This is a genomic window from Pantoea sp. Z09 (genome assembly GCF_022394795.1).
In the GTDB taxonomy this organism is placed as follows: domain Bacteria; phylum Pseudomonadota; class Gammaproteobacteria; order Enterobacterales; family Enterobacteriaceae; genus Pantoea; species Pantoea latae.
In genome coordinates this window covers 1131098-1147487 of sequence record NZ_CP092373.1, presented here as the reverse complement: position 1 = coordinate 1147487, position 16390 = coordinate 1131098, and the positions used below count along the sequence as shown (strand labels likewise).

Below are 16390 nucleotides of genomic sequence, written 5' to 3'. Positions count from 1 at the left end.
CATTGAATTAAAACAAATTTTTATTTTATCTGTGCGTTTAGCGCCTTGTGCGGCGCCGCCTTTTTATGCTATCGGCGGCGCCAATCAATGGCCTAATGCGCGCTGTAGGGTTTCACCACCCCGCCCAGTCCAGAGACGCTCTGCAGCTCGGCAAGCGAGCCTTGCAGTTTGGCTTTCGACGCGTCCGGCCCGACGTAGATACGGGTAATTTGTCCCTGCACCGGCGTCGACGGCACGGTAAAGGCGCGATAGCCCGACAGGCGCAGCTTCGCCACGATTTCGCTGACCTTCGCCGCGTTTTTCAGCGCGCCGAGCTGCACCACGTAGGCCTGACCGGCCGGCGCGCTCTGCTCTGCGGGCTTCGGCGTTTCCGCCGGCTTAGACTCAACCGGCTTTGGCTGTTCGACCGGCTTAGACTCAACCGGCTTTGGCTGCTCAACCGGCTTCAGCTGGGCTTTCGGCTGCTCGACCGGCTTCGCTTTCGGCTGTTCCACCGGTTTCGCTTTCGGCTGCTCGGTCTGGCGCGGCTTCGCCGGCGCACTCTGATGCACCGGCGGCGGCGTCACCACGCTCGGCTCGCTGCTGCTCTGCGGCGTGGCGTTGCCCTGTTCGGCGACCGGATTGCTGGCCGTGCTGGCGGTGTTGCTCACCGCGCTGCCCGCACCCTGCGGCGGCTGCGCAGGCAACGGCTGCGTCACCGGCGGCACCATCTCGCTGTCCTGCTGATCGTCGGGCTTCGGCACCAGCGGGATCGCCGCGAACTCCTCTTTATAGTGTTTCTTTTTGCCGTCCAGCAGGCCCGGCAGCACAATCACGCCCACCGCCACCAGAATAATGGTGCCGACCAGGCGGTTCTGAAACTTACTCGCCACGACCTTTCTCCATCTCTGTCGATTCCATGACCTGCGCCACGGTGTGGAAAGATCCACACACCAGCACGATATCCTGCGCGTCCGCCTCGCGACGCGCCGCCTGCCAGGCGCTCTCTACGTCGGCAAACGCTGTCGCCGCCTCAGCGGGCAGATGCGCCATCAGCTCGTCGGCGCTGGCGCCGCGCGGACCGTCGAGCGGCGCGCAGTACCAGCGGTCGATCTGCGGCGCCAGCGCCGCCAGGGTACCGGCGATATCTTTATCATGCAGCATGCCGACCACCGCGCGCACGCGGCCGCGCGTCGGCAGCTGCGCCAGACGCGAGACGAGATAGTTCGCGGCGTGGGGATTATGCGCCACGTCGAGGATCACGCGCGGTGATTCGCTGACCGTCTGAAAGCGGCCCGGCAGGATCGCCAGCGGCAAATAGTGCCGGATAATCGCTTCGCTGACGCCCAGACCGGAGGCGCGCAGCGCCGCCAGCGCGGTGGCTGCGTTCGGCAGCGGCAGCGGCGGCAGCGGCAGATCGTTCAGCTCGCCCTGCGCGTCGCGGAATGCCCAGCTTTCCGCCTGCTGGCTGTAGCGCCAGTCGTGGTCGCGCCGCAGCAGCAGCGCGCCCTTCTCCGCCGCCACCGCGGCGATGCTGGCGGGCATCTCCGGCTCGCCCACCACGGCGGGCTTGCCGCCGCGGAACACGCCCGCTTTCTCGCGGCCGATGCTTTCGCGGTCCGGGCCGAGCCAGTCGGTGTGATCCAGCGCGATGCTAGTTACCACCGCCACGTCGGCGTCGACGATATTGGTGGCGTCGAGGCGGCCGCCCAGCCCCACTTCAAGGATCACCACGTCCAGCTGCGCCTGCTGAAACAGGTTCAGCGCGGAGAGCGTGCCGAATTCAAAATAGGTCAGGGAAACGTCGCCGCGCCCGGCTTCGATTTTGGCGAAGCTGGCGCTGTGCAACGCAGGGTCCAGCTCCTGGCCCTGCACGCGCACGCGTTCGGTGTAGCGCACCAGATGCGGCGAACTGTAAACGCCAACGCGATAGCCCGCCGCCATCAGCAGGGTTTCCAGCGTGCGGCAGGTGGTGCCTTTGCCGTTGGTGCCGGCGACGGTAAAGACGAAGGGCGCGGGTTTCAGCAGGTCGAGGCGCTGCGCGACGCAGCGAATGCGATCCAGCCCCAGCTCGATGGTCTGCGCGTGCAGATGCTCAAGATAATAAAGCCACGTGGCCAAAGGCGACGTGGCTTGAGGAAGGTGAAGAGTATCCATATGTCCCGTTTAACAGATTTTGACCCGGTTCAGCCGGGTCGACGGTGCATTGGTGAAAGGCGCGGCGCGCGCGCCTCTCTCTCCTGTCAGGCCTCGTTGCTTTCCGGCTCTTCCGCAGGCGCGGTCGGTTCGCCATCGTGCAGCGGCGCGGGAAGATTCATCATCTTCGCCAGCAGGCTCGCCAGTTTATAACGCATTTCCGGGCGACGAATGATCATATCGATCGCGCCCTTCTCAATCAGGAACTCGCTGCGCTGGAAGCCCGGCGGCAGCTTTTCGCGCACCGTCTGCTCGATAACGCGCGGGCCGGCAAAGCCGATCAGCGCCTTCGGCTCGGCGACGTTGAGGTCGCCCAGCATGGCGAAGCTGGCGGAGACGCCGCCCATGGTCGGATCGGTCAGCACGGAGATATAGGGCAGACCGCGCTCCTGCATTTTCGCCAGCGCAGCGCTGGTTTTCGCCATCTGCATCAGCGACATCAGCGCTTCCTGCATACGGGCGCCGCCGCTGGCGGAGAAGCAGATCAGCGGGCAGTTATCTTCCAGCGCCTGCTCGACCGCACGCACGAAACGCGCGCCGACTACAGAGCCCATCGAGCCGCCCATAAACGCGAACTCAAACGCGGCCGCCACGACCGGCATGCCGTGCAGCTGGCCTTTCATCACGATCAGCGCATCTTTTTCATCGGTCGCTTTCTGCGCGGCAACGAGGCGATCCTTGTATTTCTTGGAGTCGCGGAACTTCAGGATATCCTTCGGCTCCAGCTCGCTGCCCAGCTCGGTCTGCGTGCCCTGGTCGAGCAGGCTGTTGAGGCGCTCGCGGGCGTGCATGCGCATGTGATGGTCGCACTTCGGGCAGACCTCAAGATTACGCTCCAGCTCGGCGCGGTACAGAACCTGACCGCAGCTGTCGCACTTGGTCCAGACCCCTTCCGGGATGCTGGCACGACGTGCAGGCGTAACGTTGCTTTTATTAAGAATGCGTTCAATCCAGCTCATTGAAGACCTTTTTGTTTAAAACTGACCTGGTCCAGTCATCTTATTTGCCGCTGAAAACCGCTTCAGCAGACATGAAATGTCGCTCATTAAACCACAACCGATTCTGACTGTGGATAAAAATCTGGTCTAACCGCGACGCGACCGAACCCTTACCGCTGTTTTTGCTGCTTCGCCTGACGGCGATGACGCCACACCTCGATCACGCCGGGCAGCACCGACACCACAATAATGCCGACGATCAGCAGCTTAAGATTTTCCTGCACCACCGGCAGGTCGCCGAACAGGTAGCCCGCGTAGGAGAACAGCAGCACCCACGCCAGCGCGCCGGCGACGTTGAACAGCGCGAAATGACGATAGGACATATGCCCCATGCCGGCGACGAAAGGCGCGAAGGTGCGCACAATCGGCACGAATCGCGCGAGGATAATGGTTTTGCCGCCGTGGCGATCGTAAAACGCATGGGTTTTATCGAGATAGCTGCGGCGGAAGAGGCGCGAGTTGGGGTTGCTGAACAGCCGCTCGCCGAACAGGCGGCCGATCGTGTAGTTCACCGCGTCGCCCAGTACCGCCGCCACTACCAGCAGCGCCGCCATCAGGTGGACATTGAGATCGTTGCCCGGCAGCGCCGCCAGCGCGCCCGCGACAAACAGCAGCGAGTCGCCCGGCAGAAAAGGCGTCACCACCAGGCCGGTTTCACAAAACAGGATCAGGAACAGAATGGCGTAAATCCAGATGCCGTACTGCGCCACCAGCTCGGCCAGGTGCACATCAATATGCAGAATAAAATCAACCAAAAAATGGACGAACTCCATAACGCCTCTCTGAAAATAGCCGACTAGTTTAATCCACCAGGAACAACGGTCCCATAGGCGGTTCGGGTAACGCAAAATGCGATGGGTAATCCACCGCCACTAAATAGAGCCCTTCCGCTCTGGCCGTCGCCGCCGCCAGCGTGCGATCTTTCGCCGCCAGCAGGGTCGCCATCCAGTTTTCCGGCTGGTTGCCGCAGCCGATCTCCATCAGGCTGCCGACGATATTGCGCACCATGTGATGCACAAAGGCGTTGGCCTTGATATCGACGATCACAAAGGCGCCCTGCCGCGTGACGTTGAGATGCATCAGGTTGCGCCACGGCGTGCGCGACTGGCACTGCACGGCGCGAAACGAGGTGAAGTCGTTTTCGCCCAGCAGGCACTGCCCGGCGCGATGCATCTTCTCGGCATCCAGCGGATGATAAAAATGGGTGACGCCGCGGCCGAGGATCGCCGGACGCAGCCGCTGGTTGTAGATCAGGTAGCGGTAGCGCCGCGCCGTGGCGCTGAAGCGTGCATGAAATTCATCCGGCACCGCCTTCACCCAGCGCACCGCAATATCTTCCGGCAGGTTGGCGTTGACGCCCAGCGTCCAGGCACCGTCGGCGCGCGACGAGGTGGTTTCGAAATGCACCACCTGGCCGGTGCCGTGCACGCCGGCGTCGGTGCGACCGGCGCAGAACACGCTGACGTCGTGGTTCGCCACTTTTGACAGCGCTTTCTCCAGCTTCTCCTGCACGCTGCGCACTTCCTGCTGACGCTGCCAGCCGTAGTAGCGGCTGCCGTCATACTCAATACCGAGCGCCAGTTTAAAGCGCTGACCTTCAGGCAACATTAATAGAGATACTCCTGCACCAGCTTCTCAGCGGTTTTGACCGCCATCAGCGCGCCGCCGAAGCGGATGTTGTCCGCGACCGACCAGAACTGCAGCAGTTCAGGGATGCCGTAATCGTTGCGCACGCAGCCGATGCTGAGCTGCTCATTGCCGGAGGCGTCGCCGACCTGCGTCGGGTAGTTATCTTCGTCGCTCAGGTTGATATCGGCGGCCTGCGCCAGCTCGGCGCGCGCCTCCTCCGCCGACAGCGGACGCAGGCTCTCTACATGCACAATCTGCGCGTTGCCGTAGAAAACCGGCGCCTGCACGCTGCTGACCGCAATCGGCAGTCCGTCGTCCTGCAGCACTTTGCGCACCTGATCCACCAGACGTCGCTCGCTGGCGACGCTACCTTCCGCGTCCGCCAGCTGCGGCAGCAGGTTGAACGCCAGCTGACGGCCGAAGAAGTGGTCGTCCGCCGGCACGCCGTTAAGCAGCCGCGCGCTCTCGCCCGCCAGGCCATCTACCGCGCTTTTGCCGTGGCTGGAGGCGGAGATCAGGTTTGTGACCTGCAAACGGCCCAGGCCCGCCGCGTCCACCAGCGGTTTGATGGCGCTGAGCAGCTGACTGGTCAGGCTGTCGGCGACGCTCACCAGGTTGCGGTTGCGGTAGTTGGCCAGCACGTGCGGGTTGACGTCCGGCACTACCAGCGGCACATCCGGCGACAGCGCGAAGGCGTCGCTGCTGTCGATCACCAGACAGCCGGCGTTGGCGGCGTCGTCGGCATAGCGCGCCGAGGCGTCGCGACCGGCGACGAAAAAGGCGAGCTGCGCCTGCGACCAGTCGAAATCCGCCGCGTTTTCCACGCGCACCGAGCGCCCCTCGAAACGCAGCGTCTCGCCAGCGCTGTTTTCGCTCGCCAGCAGATACAATTCACCAACCGGGAACTGGCGTTCCGCCAGCAGTTCCAGTACAGCGTTCCCTACTGCGCCTGTCGCGCCCAGTAGCGCAATATTCCAGCCGTCAGACATGTTGGTTTACTCCAGACAATGACATAAAAACAGAAGGCGGTGATATTCACCGCCCAGGTTTCGGAATTATCCCCCGCCGCGTCCGGCGCGGCGAGAAGATTAATTTAGCTGTTGTTGAGATGCGCGCAAAAGCCGAGCGCATTCAACAGGCTGGCGGTTTCTGCGTCGTGGCAGATCACCTCCAGCGAAGACCACTCGCGGCGCTCTTCATAGGTTTTGCGCAACCGGTCGAATTCGCCCGGTTTCGCCGCCACTTTACGCAGCGGCGCGTCATCGCGGCGCACATCATACACCAGATGCGCCAGACGTTTCAGCGTTGCCTGATCGAGCGGGCCGTTGAGCGTGACGCTGCTGAATTCCGGCGTCGGCAGCAGCTCGCTGAGCGGCACCTGCTGCGGCTCACCGAGAAAGTCGCACCAGGCCTCGAACACCTGCGTGGTGCCGCGCGCCTTGCCCTCCAGCGTGTAGCCGGCGATATGGGCGGTGCCGATATCCACGCGATCCAGCAGATCGAGCGACAGCGCCGGCTCTGGCTCCCAGACGTCGAGCACCACGCTGAGGTCGCGCCGCATCTTCAGCACCTCCAGCAGCGCGGCGTTATCCACCACCGGCCCGCGGCAGGCGTTGATCAGGATGGCGTTGGGCTTCAGCGCCATCAGCAGCGCCGCGTCGGCCAGATGCCAGCTTTTGTACGGCCCCTCTTTAAACAGCGGCGTATGGAAGGTGAGGATATCCGCCTCCGCCACCAGCGCGTCGAGCGAGCGGAAGTCGCCTGCGTCGCCGCGATCGGCGCGCGGCGGATCGCACAGCAGGGTTTTCACGCCCCAGGCTTCCAGCCGCTTCTGCAGCCGTCCGCCGACGTTGCCAACGCCGACGATGCCGACGGTGCGGTCGCGCAGCGCGAAGCCGTCGCGCTCTGCCAGCAGCAGCAGCGCGGAGAAGACATACTCCACCACCGCGATGGCGTTACAGCCCGGCGCGGCGGAGAAGGCGATGCCTGCCTGCTGCAGCCAGGCTTCATCAATATGGTCAGTGCCCGCCGTGGCGGTGCCGACGAACTTCACCGGCTTGCCGGCCAGCAGCGCCTCGTCTACCTGCGTCACCGAGCGCACCATCAGGCCGTCGGCATCCTCCAGTTCCTGCTGCGGCAGCGGACGTCCCGGCACCGCCAGCACCTGGCCGGTCCGGCTGAACAGTTCGCGCGCATAGGGCATATTTTCATCGACAAGAATCTTCACCACGGCTTTCCTGCTGGTTGCATTATTGAGAGGGCTATTGTGGCACAAACGCGTCTTTTAACCCAGGCGCGCGCGGTAGCGATCCGGCGTGGTGCCCGCCTGCTGCTGGAACATCACGATCAGCGCCGAGGCGGAGCTGTAGCCGAGGTCGTGGGCGATCGCCTGCACGCTTTTGCCCTGCCCCAGCTGGGCGACGGCGTGCAGAAAGCGCAGCCGCTGGCGCCACTCGCCGAACGACATATGCAGATCGTTTCGGCAGCGCCGCGCCAGCGTGCGTTCAGTGGTGAAGACGCGCGCCGCCCAGGCCGCCAGCGTGGTGTTGTCGCCGGGATCCGCCTCCAGCGCCTGCAGCACCGGCGCGAGAAATTTGTCGCGCGAGCCCGGCAGATAGCTCTCCTGCACCGGCGCCAGCCGCAGCCGATCGCGCAGCACCTCGCACAGCCGCCACTGCTCCGGCGTCTCTGGCTGCTCCAGCCCGTCGCGGGCGAAGGCGTCCATAATCGCATGGACGATAGCGTCGACGTTGAGCAGGCACGCCCGCTGCGGCAGGCCATCGCACAGCGCGGCGGCGAGGTTAAAGGTGCGGAACTGCGCCTGCTGGTGGTTGTAGCTGGCGTGCCGCTGGCGCGGCGGGATCCAGACCGGCATGGTGGCGGGCGTCAATAGCCGTTCGCCTTCGACGTTCATCTCCAGCACGTGACGCGTCACAAAGATCACCTGCCCCCACGCGTGAGCGTGCGGCAGATATTCGGTTTTTGCGTTGGTTTGTTCATAGCGCATAAAGTAGCGCAGCTGCAGCGCATCCTGCGGCGGTTGATATTCGACCTGTAAATTCATTCTGTCCGGTCAGCAAAGGATTTTTGTCCGATTTTAACTATCTCCTTAAAATCGGTCAAAAGTACACTGGGCGCACACTTTTTCAGGAGTTCACCATGAATTTACTTTTTCCGCTGCTGGCGGTGCTGATCTGGTCAGTGAATACCATCGTCAGCAAGCTCTCCGCCGGCAGCATCGATCCTGCCGCGATCTCGTTCTACCGCTGGCTGCTGGCGCTGGTGGTGTTAACGCCTTTCGCGCTGCCGGGCGTCCTGCGCCATCGCCAGATTATCCGGGCGAATCTGTGGCGGCTGCTGATCCTCGGCCTGCTCGGCATGGTGCTCTATCAGAGCCTGGCCTACTACGCTGCGCACAGCGTCTCGGCGGTGATGATGGGCATTCTCGGCGCCACCATTCCGCTGCTGACCATTCTGCTTAGCCTGGTGGTGCTGCGGCTGGCGCCGACGCGCGGCATTCTTATCGGCGGCGTGCTGTCGTTCGCCGGGCTGGTGTGGCTGGTAAGCGAGGGGCATCCCGCTCAGCTGCTGCAGCAGCGCCTTGGCCAGGGCGAGCTGATGATGCTGGCCGCGTCGACTTCTTACGCGCTCTACGGCGTGCTGACCCGCCGCTGGGCGATCCCGCTACCCAACTGGCAGAGCCTTTATGTGCAGATCGTCTTCGGCGTCCTGCTGCTGCTGCCCGGCTTTCTGCGCGCGCCCGATGTGGCGCTCAACGCGCAGAATATTCCGCTGGTGCTGTTTGCCGGGCTGTTCGCCTCGATTATCGCGCCCTTTTTGTGGATCCTCGGCGTGCAGCGCCTGGGCGCCAGCACCACCAGCCTGTTTATGAACTTTGTTCCCGTTTTTACCGCCGTTATCGCGGTGCTGTTTCTCCATGAGCAGCTGCACGCTTATCACTGGATCGGCGGCGCCATGACGCTGGTGGGGGTGCTCCTCGCCCAGCGTCTGAAAACCCCGCTCAGGACGCCTCGGCCCCTGGCTGAATAAACCGTGGCCCCCGTGGGATTTCCCGGGGGCTTTTGCTATCATGGCGCATCTTTTTTCCGGCGCACCCCACGCTGTCTTGTTTTCAAGGATTCCGCCATGCAACCTCTTAGCGGCCCCGGTGCGCCGATGGGCGATCGCTCCTCTGTCACGCCGTCGACCGGCGCGCCCCGCCCCGGCGCGACGCCTGGCGATCAGCCTCTTTCTCCGGCCCAGCGCACCACGCTGGAACGCCTGATCGTGCGCATTATGTCGCTCAGCACGCTTAAAGCGCCTGAACTCTGGGCGGGCGTGAAGCGCGAAGCGGGGGTAAAAAGCGAGGCGGAGCTGCAGTCGCGCCACTTTCCGGCGGCAGAGCACTATCTGAACGGCCGCCTGACGCAGGCGGAGAACGGCCGCGCCACGCGCCAGCTGCTTACCCAGCTCACCGATCTGCTGCCGCAGGGCAACAACCGCCAGGCGGTGAGCGATTTTATCCGCCAGCAGTTTGGCCAGACGGTGCTGAGTTCGCTGACGCAGGATCAGCTACGTCAGGTGCTGACTATGCTGCAAAACGGTCAAATGGCGATCCCGCAGCCGCAGCAGTCGCGCATTACCGACCGCACGCTGCTGCCTGCCGAGCATCAGACGCTGAATCAGCAGATCGCGCGCCTGGCCGCCGCCACCGGCGAGCCGACCGGCAAAATCTGGACCTCAGCGCTAAAGCTGGCGAACCTCACCAGCGGCGATCCCATCCCGTCGCGCCATTTCCCGCTGCTGACGCAATATCTGCAGGTGCGCCTGACCCTGAGCCAGCACAGCGCGCCGACGCTGCAGGTGCTGGAAGCGTCGCTGAAGCAGCCGCTCGATCGCAGCGAACGTCAGCAGCTGGAGGATTACAGCCAGCAGCGCTTCCAGGCGACGCCGCAGACGGTGCTGACGCCGACGCAGACTCAGGATCTGCTCAACTACCTTTTTGCGCGCCGCGCCGAAAAAACCCAGGAGCAGCCGCTGGCCGACAGCGCGCTGCGCCCGCAGCCGATCTGGGCGCCGGTGCTCGAGGTGTTGCCGCCGTCACTGGCGCAGCGTCCGGCGCTGGCGGCGGTGCTGCTGCTGTTCGTCGTCGTCCTGCTGCTGTGGCTGGTGCTGTAAGTTAACCGCCGCGTCGGGCAAAGCGCCAGACGATCGCGATCCCCAGCAGTGCGCAGCAGGCGCCAGCCAGGTAGACCGAGCCGTAGCCCAGTGCGGTGGCAATAAGCCCGGCCAGCGGCCCGCTGGCGCCGTAGGCGACATCCTGAAAGGCCGAAAAACCGCCGAGCGCCGTGCCGCGCACCTGCGGCGAGACGCGCTTCACCACTTCGACGCCCAGCGCCGGGAAAATCAGCGAACAGCCGCAGCCGGTCAGGGCGGCGCCGATTAGCGCCATCCCGCTGCTGGCGGCAAACGCCAGCAGCAGTAGCCCCGCCGCCTCAACCAGCAGAGAGATCAGCGCAACGCGAATACCACCGTGACGATCCGGCGCGCCGCCGAAGAGCAGCCGCACCAGCACGAAGGCGACGCCAAACGCCGTCAGGGTAAAGCCCGCGTTGCCCCACTGCTGCGCGGCGAAGTAAAGCGAGGTAAAGGTGCCAATCACCGCAAAGCCGACACCCTGCAGCGCCAGCGCAAGGCCCGGCTGGAAAATAGTGCGGATCACGCTGAACAGCGAAGGCCGCTCGCCGCCCATCACCGGCACCGGCCGAATGGCGCTGTTGAGCGCCAGCGCCACCAGCGGCAGCGCCGTCGCCACCGCGCCCAGCAGCGCGAAGCCGCCGTGCTGATGCAGCAGCAGACCGAGCGGCGCGCCGGCCGCCAGCGCGCCATAGATCGCCATGCCGTTCCACGACATCACCAGCCCGGAGCGCTTCGCACCGACCAGCCCCAGCCCCCACGTCAGATTGCCGGTTAGCAGCAGGCTTTCGCCGAAGCCGAGCAGCAGACGCCCCAGCGCCAGCAGCGCGAATTTACTCAGCGCCGGAACCGGCAGCAGCGCGGCGGCGAGGTAGGCAACGCCCACCAGCATAATCGCCAGCATTCCCTGCTGCGTGGTGCGCTTCGCCCCGTGTCGATCGGCGCGGCGACCGGCAAAGCCACGCGTCAGCAGCGTGGCGAAAAACTGGATGCCGACCGCCACGCCGACCATGACGTTGTTCATGCCGAGTTCCTGATGCACGTAGAGCGGGATCACCGGCAGCGCCAGTCCGGCGGTAAGGTAGGTAATAAAAACGGCCAGCGAGGAACAGGCGAGCGGCAAAGTGGAGGCGGCCTGCGGTTCAGATGCGGTGGTGGTCATAACAGATATAGCTCCCTGATGGAAAATGCGTCTGCTCCGGATCCACCAAAGAAAAAGGGCCGGTCAGACCGGCCCTTTATAGAACATTTTTAGCGATTACGCCTGCAGCTTACGCATCGTCAGGGTGGCGTTGGTGCCGCCGAAGCCGAAGCTGTTGGACATCACGGTGGTCAGCGCTTTCTCGGTCGGCTTAGTGACGATATTCATGCCTTCCGCCGCCGGGTCCGGCGTTTCGATGTTGATGCTCGGCGCGATAAAGCCGTGCTCCAGCATCAGCAGGGTGTAGATCGCTTCCTGCACGCCCGCTGCGCCCAGCGAGTGGCCGGTCATCGCTTTGGTGGCGGAGATCGCCGGGGTGTTGTCGCCGAAGACTTCACGGATAGCGCCCAGCTCTTTCACGTCGCCGACCGGCGTGGAGGTGCCGTGGCTGTTGAGGTAGTCGATCGGCGTATCGACGCCGTGCATCGCCATCTTCATGCAGCGCACTGCGCCTTCGCCCGATGGCGCAACCATGTCTGCACCGTCAGAGGTGGCGCCGTAGCCGACGATTTCGGCGTAGATATGCGCGCCGCGCGCCAGCGCGTGCTCCAGCTCTTCCACTACCACCATGCCGCCGCCGCCGGCGATAACAAAGCCGTCGCGCTCGCTGTCATAGGTGCGGGACGCTTTTTCCGGCGCGTCGTTGTATTTGGTGGAGAGTGCGCCCATGGCGTCGAACTCACACGCCATTTCCCAGCACAGCTCTTCGCCGCCGCCGGCAAAGACGATATCCTGTTTGCCCAGCTGGATCTGCTCAACCGCGTTGCCGATGCAGTGCGCGGAGGTGGCGCAGGCGGAGCTGATAGAGTAGTTGACGCCGTGGATTTTAAACGGCGTGGCGAGGCAGGCGGAAACGCCAGAGGCCATCGCTTTGGTCACCACGTAGGGGCCGACCGCTTTCAGGCCGCGCGGGCTGCGCATGGCGTCAGCGCCAAACACCTGGAAGCGCGGCGAGCCGCCGCCGGAGCCAGCGATCAGACCCACACGCGGGTTGCTCTGATACTGCTCGTCGGTCAGACCGGAATCTTTGATCGCCTCTTCCATGGAGAGGTAAGCATAAATGGACGCATCACTCATAAAACGCACAATTTTGCGATCGATAAGGCCGGTGGTATCCAGTTTGACGTTACCCCAGACGTGACTACGCATACCGGAATCCTTCATCTCCTGAGAGAAGGTGATGCCGGAACGGCCTTCACGCAGAGAAGCCAGCACTTCCTGCTGGTTATTACCAATGCTGGAAACAATCCCCAGGCCAGTAATCACTGCACGTTTCATTCAGTTGTCCTCATTCCACTTCTTTTGGATTGACGTGCACTCTAGCTTACACTTGTACGCCGAACAAGTCCGATCAGCCATTTCCTTTTGTAAATTTGCGTCATGTGACACTGGTCGCTAAAATCGCGCCACTGCCTGAAAAACGAGCCTTTGCCGTGAAATTATCCCCGGTCGAACATGCCCAGCTAAGCTGGAATGAACAGGGTACACCTGTTTCCCGAGCCTTTGACGACGTCTATTTTTCCAATGACAACGGTCTGGAAGAGACGCGTTACGTCTTCCTCGGCGGCAACGATCTGCCTGAACGCTTCGCGCATCATCCGCGCGATCTCTTTATCGCGGCGGAGAGCGGCTTCGGCACCGGGCTTAATTTTCTCACGCTGTGGCAGGCGTTCGACGCCTTTCAGCAGGCCGAACCGGACGCCGCGCTGCAGCGCCTGCATTTCATCAGCTTCGAGAAGTTTCCCCTGACGCAGGCCGACCTGATCGCGGCGCATCAGCGCTGGCCGGAACTGCAGCCCTGGGCTGAAAAGCTACAGCGCCAGTGGCCCGTCGCCCTGCCCGGCTGCCAGCGCCTGCTGTTGGACGGCGGCCGCGTCACGCTCGATCTCTGGCTGGGAGATATTAATACGCTTATCGACACCTTTGATGACAGTCTGCATCGTCAGGTGGACGCCTGGTTCCTCGACGGCTTCGCGCCGGCGAAAAATCCCGATATGTGGACGCCGCGCCTGTTCGCAGCCATGGCGCGGCTGGCGCGGCCCGGCGCCAGCTTCGCCACTTTCACCGCCGCCGGTTTCGTGCGTCGCGGATTGCAGGAGGCGGGCTTCGAGGTGACGCGCCGTAAAGGCTTTGGCCCCAAGCGCGAGATGCTGTGCGGCGTGCTGGCACAGGCGCCCAGTCTGCCTGCCGCCCAGCCCTGGTATGCGCGCCCCGCCGCGCAGGAAAAGGAAACGGCGATTATCGGCGGCGGCGTGGCGAGCGCGGTGCTGGCGCTCGCCCTGCTGCGACGCGGCTGGCGCGTCACGCTCTACTGCGCCGACGAGGCGCCCGCCCTGGGCGCATCGGGCAACCGCCAGGGCGCGCTCTATCCGCTGCTGAATCAGCACGACCCGGCGCTGGCGCGCTTCTTCCCCGCCGCCTTCAGCTTTGCGCGGCGGCTCTATGACGCCGCGCCGGTGGACTTCGAACACCACTGGAGCGGCGTGTTGCAGCTCGGCTGGGATGAGAAAAGCGCCGATAAAATCGCCCAGATGCTGGCGATGGATCTGCCGGACGCCATCGCGCGCGGCGTCAGCGCCGACGAGGCAGAAGCGCTGGCGCAGGTCGAACTCGGCGTTGGCGGCATCTTCTATCCGCTCGGCGGCTGGCTCTCGCCCGCCGAACTCACCGCCGCGCTGCTGGCGTACGGCGAGTCCCTGGGGCTGCGCATCCACTGGCTGCAGCGCCTGACGCAGCTGTCGCCGGCGGAGCGCGGCTGGACGCTGCGCTTCGCCGACGGCAACGCGGCGAGGCATCAAAACGTGGCGCTGGCCACCGGGCATCAGATCGGTGCGCTGCCGCAAAGCGCGCAGCTGCCGGCCTATGCGGTGTCCGGTCAGGTGAGCCACGTGCCCAGTACGCCCGGCCTGAACGCGCTGCAGACCGTGCTCTGCTACGACGGCTATCTGACGCCGGTCAGCCCGCAGTTCGGCACCCACTGCATCGGCGCCAGCTACCATCGCGGCGAGACCGATACCGCTTACCGGGAAGCGGATCAGCAGCAGAACCGCACGCGGCTGATCCACTCGCTGCCCGGCTGCGGCTGGACGGAAAAGGTCGACGTCAGCGCGGGCGACGCGCGCATCGGCGTGCGCTGCGCCACGCGCGACCATCTGCCGATGGCGGGCGCGCTGCCCGACTATGAGGCGACGCTGGCGCACTATCAGGATCTGCCCACGCAGCGCGCGCGCGGTGAGGCGATCGTCGACGCACCTTACCATTCAGGACTCTTTGTATTAGGCGCGCTGGGATCGCGCGGGCTGTGCAGCGCCCCGCTCGCCGCCGAAGTGCTGGCGGCGCAGATGAGCGGCGAACCGCAGCCGCTGGATGGCGCGACGCTGGCCGCGCTCAGCCCAAACCGCTACTGGGTGAGAAAGCTGCTGAAAGGGAAAAAGGCGGGGAAATAGCGTCGAGGCGGCGTGATGCCGCCCCGTGGGCTCAGGCGGTCTGACGCGCCTGCAGGAACAGGTTGTCCCACATGCCGACCACCAGCACCTGATCGCGCGGCGACAGCTCGCCGGCGGCAATGGCGTTTTGCAGGCTATTGGCGACCTGGGTCTGCAACGCTTCCGGCGTGTGCTCGCCTGACTGTTCGATTTCCGCGACCGCGAGCGTCAGGTGACCGCGCAGATAGCCGCTGGCAAACAGCTCGTCATCGCTGGCGTGATCGACCATATCGTCAATCAGGGCCAGAATACGCGCTTCAAATTCTGCGATCATGGTAATTCCTCTTTAATAATGTCTGCACTCATCACAGATCGTCTGGCCAGGGAAACTGTGCTGACGTCAGTGCAGGCGTGCCATAAAAATCCGCCAGAGCGGTGATAAAACGCGCGGGGCGCGCAGGAATGCCGTTTTCCAGATACGAAACCACCTGAGCATGGACCTTACGCTGAAACGCGACGCGATCCGGCTCACAATCCCCGTCGAGATTGTCACAGCTGACGTTGAACGGAAAGCCCGCCGCGACGCAGAACATCCACTCCAGCGCCTGCGGCTTGATCTCCACCGATTCGAACTGGCTCTGCGTCTGGGCGTCGCGTCCGTCCGGGCAGTACCAGTAGCCGAAATCTACCAGCTTGCGCCGCGCCTCGCCGGCAATGCACCAGTGCGAAATCTCGTGCAGCGCGCTGGCGTAGAAGCCGTGCGCGAACACCACGCGGTTCCACGGCGACTGCTCATCTGCCGGAAGATAGATGGGTTCGTCGTCGCCTTTAATTAGACGGGTCTGAAACTCGTCGCGAAAGCAGCTATCGAAAATCGTAATCAGTTGTTGGTAATGGTGCGTCGTATTCATGGTGTCATCGTAAAAACGGCGTCATTATCGCGGCGCCGAGAAAGAATGTATTACAGCGCGGCGATCCACGCCAGCAGCGCGCTGCCGTGAGCGTCCCACAGCAGCTTCGCGCTCATTACCGCAGAAACGATCACCACCATCGGGCGGATCAGTTTCTGTCCGCGGCTCAGGACCAGCCGCGCCCCGAGCCGCGCGCCGCAGAAGGCGCCGAGCAGCATAATAAAGCCGGTTCCCCAGATCACCTTGCCGCCGAACATAAAGAACAGCAGGCTGGCGAAATTGGAGGTGAAATTCAGAATTTTGGCATGGGCGGTGGCCTTGGCGAGATTGAAGCCGCACAGCGTGACGAAGGCGAGCGCGTAGAAGGATCCGGCACCCGGCCCGAAAAAGCCGTCGTAAAAGCCGACGCAGCCGCCGCCGATCAGCGCGTAAGGCAGGCCAAAGAGACGGCGCGCGCGATCCTCTTCGCCAAGGCGCGGCATCAGCAGAAACCACAGGCCGATGGCGATCAGCAGCAGCGGCAGCACCTGGCGCAGCGCGTCGGCGTTGAGGTGCTGGATCAAAATCGTGCCGAGCACCGCGCCGAGAAAAGTCATGGCGATATTGAGCCGCTGCTCGCGCAGATTGACCGCGCCGCGCCGCACAAAGTAGAGACTGGCGGAGAAGGAGCCGCCCACCGACTGCAGCTTGTTGGTGGCGAGCGCCTGCGCGGGTGATAAGCCGGCGGCCAGCAGCGCGGGCACGGTAAGCAGCCCGCCGCCGCCGGCGATGGAGTCAATAAAGGCCGCCAGCACGGCGACCAGGAACAACACCCCGACGACCATCGGGCTGACGACGAACCACTCCATGGAGATC

Annotated in this window: 16 protein-coding genes; 3 read left to right on the top strand and 13 right to left on the bottom strand. The window is 63.9% G+C overall.

Features of this window, described 5'->3' with window-relative positions:
* Nucleotides 1-92: 92 nt before the first annotated feature.
* The 8 genes from dedD to MC269_RS05510 all read right to left on the bottom strand — a co-directional run bounded on the left by dedD (nucleotide 93) and on the right by MC269_RS05510 (nucleotide 7866).
* Complete coding sequence (dedD, locus tag MC269_RS05545; protein WP_239954359.1) at nucleotides 93-872, bottom strand: cell division protein DedD; 780 nt, start codon at nucleotides 870-872, stop codon at nucleotides 93-95.
* On the bottom strand, nucleotides 862-2136 hold the full coding sequence (folC, locus tag MC269_RS05540) for a bifunctional tetrahydrofolate synthase/dihydrofolate synthase (protein WP_239954357.1): 1275 nt from the start codon (nucleotides 2134-2136) through the stop codon (nucleotides 862-864). Before folC ends, dedD begins: the two co-directional genes overlap by 11 nt.
* An 86-nt stretch (nucleotides 2137-2222) precedes the next feature.
* Nucleotides 2223-3134 carry an acetyl-CoA carboxylase, carboxyltransferase subunit beta gene (accD, locus tag MC269_RS05535; RefSeq protein WP_081140353.1) on the bottom strand — a complete coding sequence of 304 codons (912 nt, stop codon included), beginning with the start codon at nucleotides 3132-3134 and terminating at the stop codon, nucleotides 2223-2225.
* Nucleotides 3135-3283: 149 nt separating this feature from the next.
* Nucleotides 3284-3946, bottom strand: a complete 663-nt coding sequence (locus tag MC269_RS05530) for a DedA family protein (RefSeq protein ID WP_081140351.1) — start codon at nucleotides 3944-3946, stop codon at nucleotides 3284-3286.
* A gap of 28 nt (nucleotides 3947-3974) precedes the next feature.
* Nucleotides 3975-4781: a tRNA pseudouridine(38-40) synthase TruA gene (truA, locus tag MC269_RS05525; RefSeq protein WP_371824359.1), complete on the bottom strand. Its 807-nt coding sequence runs from the start codon at nucleotides 4779-4781 to the stop codon at nucleotides 3975-3977.
* Nucleotides 4781-5791, bottom strand: a complete 1011-nt coding sequence (locus MC269_RS05520) for an aspartate-semialdehyde dehydrogenase (RefSeq protein WP_239954355.1) — start codon at nucleotides 5789-5791, stop codon at nucleotides 4781-4783. Before MC269_RS05520 ends, truA begins: the two co-directional genes overlap by 1 nt.
* A gap of 104 nt (nucleotides 5792-5895) precedes the next feature.
* Nucleotides 5896-7029: a 4-phosphoerythronate dehydrogenase PdxB gene (gene pdxB, locus MC269_RS05515; RefSeq protein WP_239954354.1), complete on the bottom strand. Its 1134-nt coding sequence runs from the start codon at nucleotides 7027-7029 to the stop codon at nucleotides 5896-5898.
* Nucleotides 7030-7086: 57 nt separating this feature from the next.
* Nucleotides 7087-7866, bottom strand: a complete 780-nt coding sequence (locus MC269_RS05510) for a helix-turn-helix domain-containing protein (RefSeq protein WP_239954352.1) — start codon at nucleotides 7864-7866, stop codon at nucleotides 7087-7089.
* A 95-nt stretch (nucleotides 7867-7961) separates the two neighbouring features.
* Here MC269_RS05510 and MC269_RS05505 point away from each other — a divergent pair, with 95 nt between their 5' ends.
* The gene (locus MC269_RS05505) at nucleotides 7962-8852 is read left to right on the top strand and encodes a DMT family transporter (RefSeq protein ID WP_239954351.1); all 891 of its coding nucleotides are present in this window, start codon (nucleotides 7962-7964) and stop codon (nucleotides 8850-8852) included.
* Nucleotides 8853-8948: 96 nt separating this feature from the next.
* The gene (flk, locus tag MC269_RS05500) at nucleotides 8949-9980 is read left to right on the top strand and encodes a flagella biosynthesis regulator Flk (protein WP_239954350.1); all 1032 of its coding nucleotides are present in this window, start codon (nucleotides 8949-8951) and stop codon (nucleotides 9978-9980) included.
* Between the two features lies 1 nt (nucleotide 9981).
* On the opposite strand, the gene MC269_RS05495 is transcribed toward flk, so the two are convergent.
* Nucleotides 9982-11160 (bottom strand): arabinose transporter, encoded by a 1179-nt coding sequence (locus MC269_RS05495; RefSeq protein WP_239954349.1) that lies wholly within the window; start codon nucleotides 11158-11160, stop codon nucleotides 9982-9984.
* 96 nt (nucleotides 11161-11256) lie between these two features.
* Nucleotides 11257-12477, bottom strand: a complete 1221-nt coding sequence (gene fabB / locus MC269_RS05490; RefSeq protein WP_081140337.1) for a beta-ketoacyl-ACP synthase I — start codon at nucleotides 12475-12477, stop codon at nucleotides 11257-11259.
* Nucleotides 12478-12632: 155 nt separating this feature from the next.
* On the opposite strand from fabB, the gene mnmC reads away from it, so the two are divergent.
* Nucleotides 12633-14645: a bifunctional tRNA (5-methylaminomethyl-2-thiouridine)(34)-methyltransferase MnmD/FAD-dependent 5-carboxymethylaminomethyl-2-thiouridine(34) oxidoreductase MnmC gene (gene mnmC / locus MC269_RS05485; RefSeq protein ID WP_239954348.1), complete on the top strand. Its 2013-nt coding sequence runs from the start codon at nucleotides 12633-12635 to the stop codon at nucleotides 14643-14645.
* Between the two features lie 31 nt (nucleotides 14646-14676).
* Here the strand turns inward: mnmC and MC269_RS05480 are convergent, their stop codons facing one another.
* From MC269_RS05480 to MC269_RS05470, 3 genes are read right to left on the bottom strand one after another with little or no spacing between them, the layout of a single operon-like run.
* Nucleotides 14677-14958, bottom strand: coding sequence for a YfcL family protein (locus MC269_RS05480; protein ID WP_081140335.1), 282 nt, complete (start codon nucleotides 14956-14958; stop codon nucleotides 14677-14679).
* A gap of 31 nt (nucleotides 14959-14989) precedes the next feature.
* Nucleotides 14990-15535 (bottom strand): elongation factor P hydroxylase, encoded by a 546-nt coding sequence (locus MC269_RS05475; protein ID WP_239954347.1) that lies wholly within the window; start codon nucleotides 15533-15535, stop codon nucleotides 14990-14992.
* 50 nt (nucleotides 15536-15585) lie between these two features.
* Nucleotides 15586-16383 (bottom strand): sulfite exporter TauE/SafE family protein, encoded by a 798-nt coding sequence (locus MC269_RS05470; RefSeq protein WP_081140330.1) that lies wholly within the window; start codon nucleotides 16381-16383, stop codon nucleotides 15586-15588.
* Nucleotides 16384-16390: the final 7 nt, after the last annotated feature.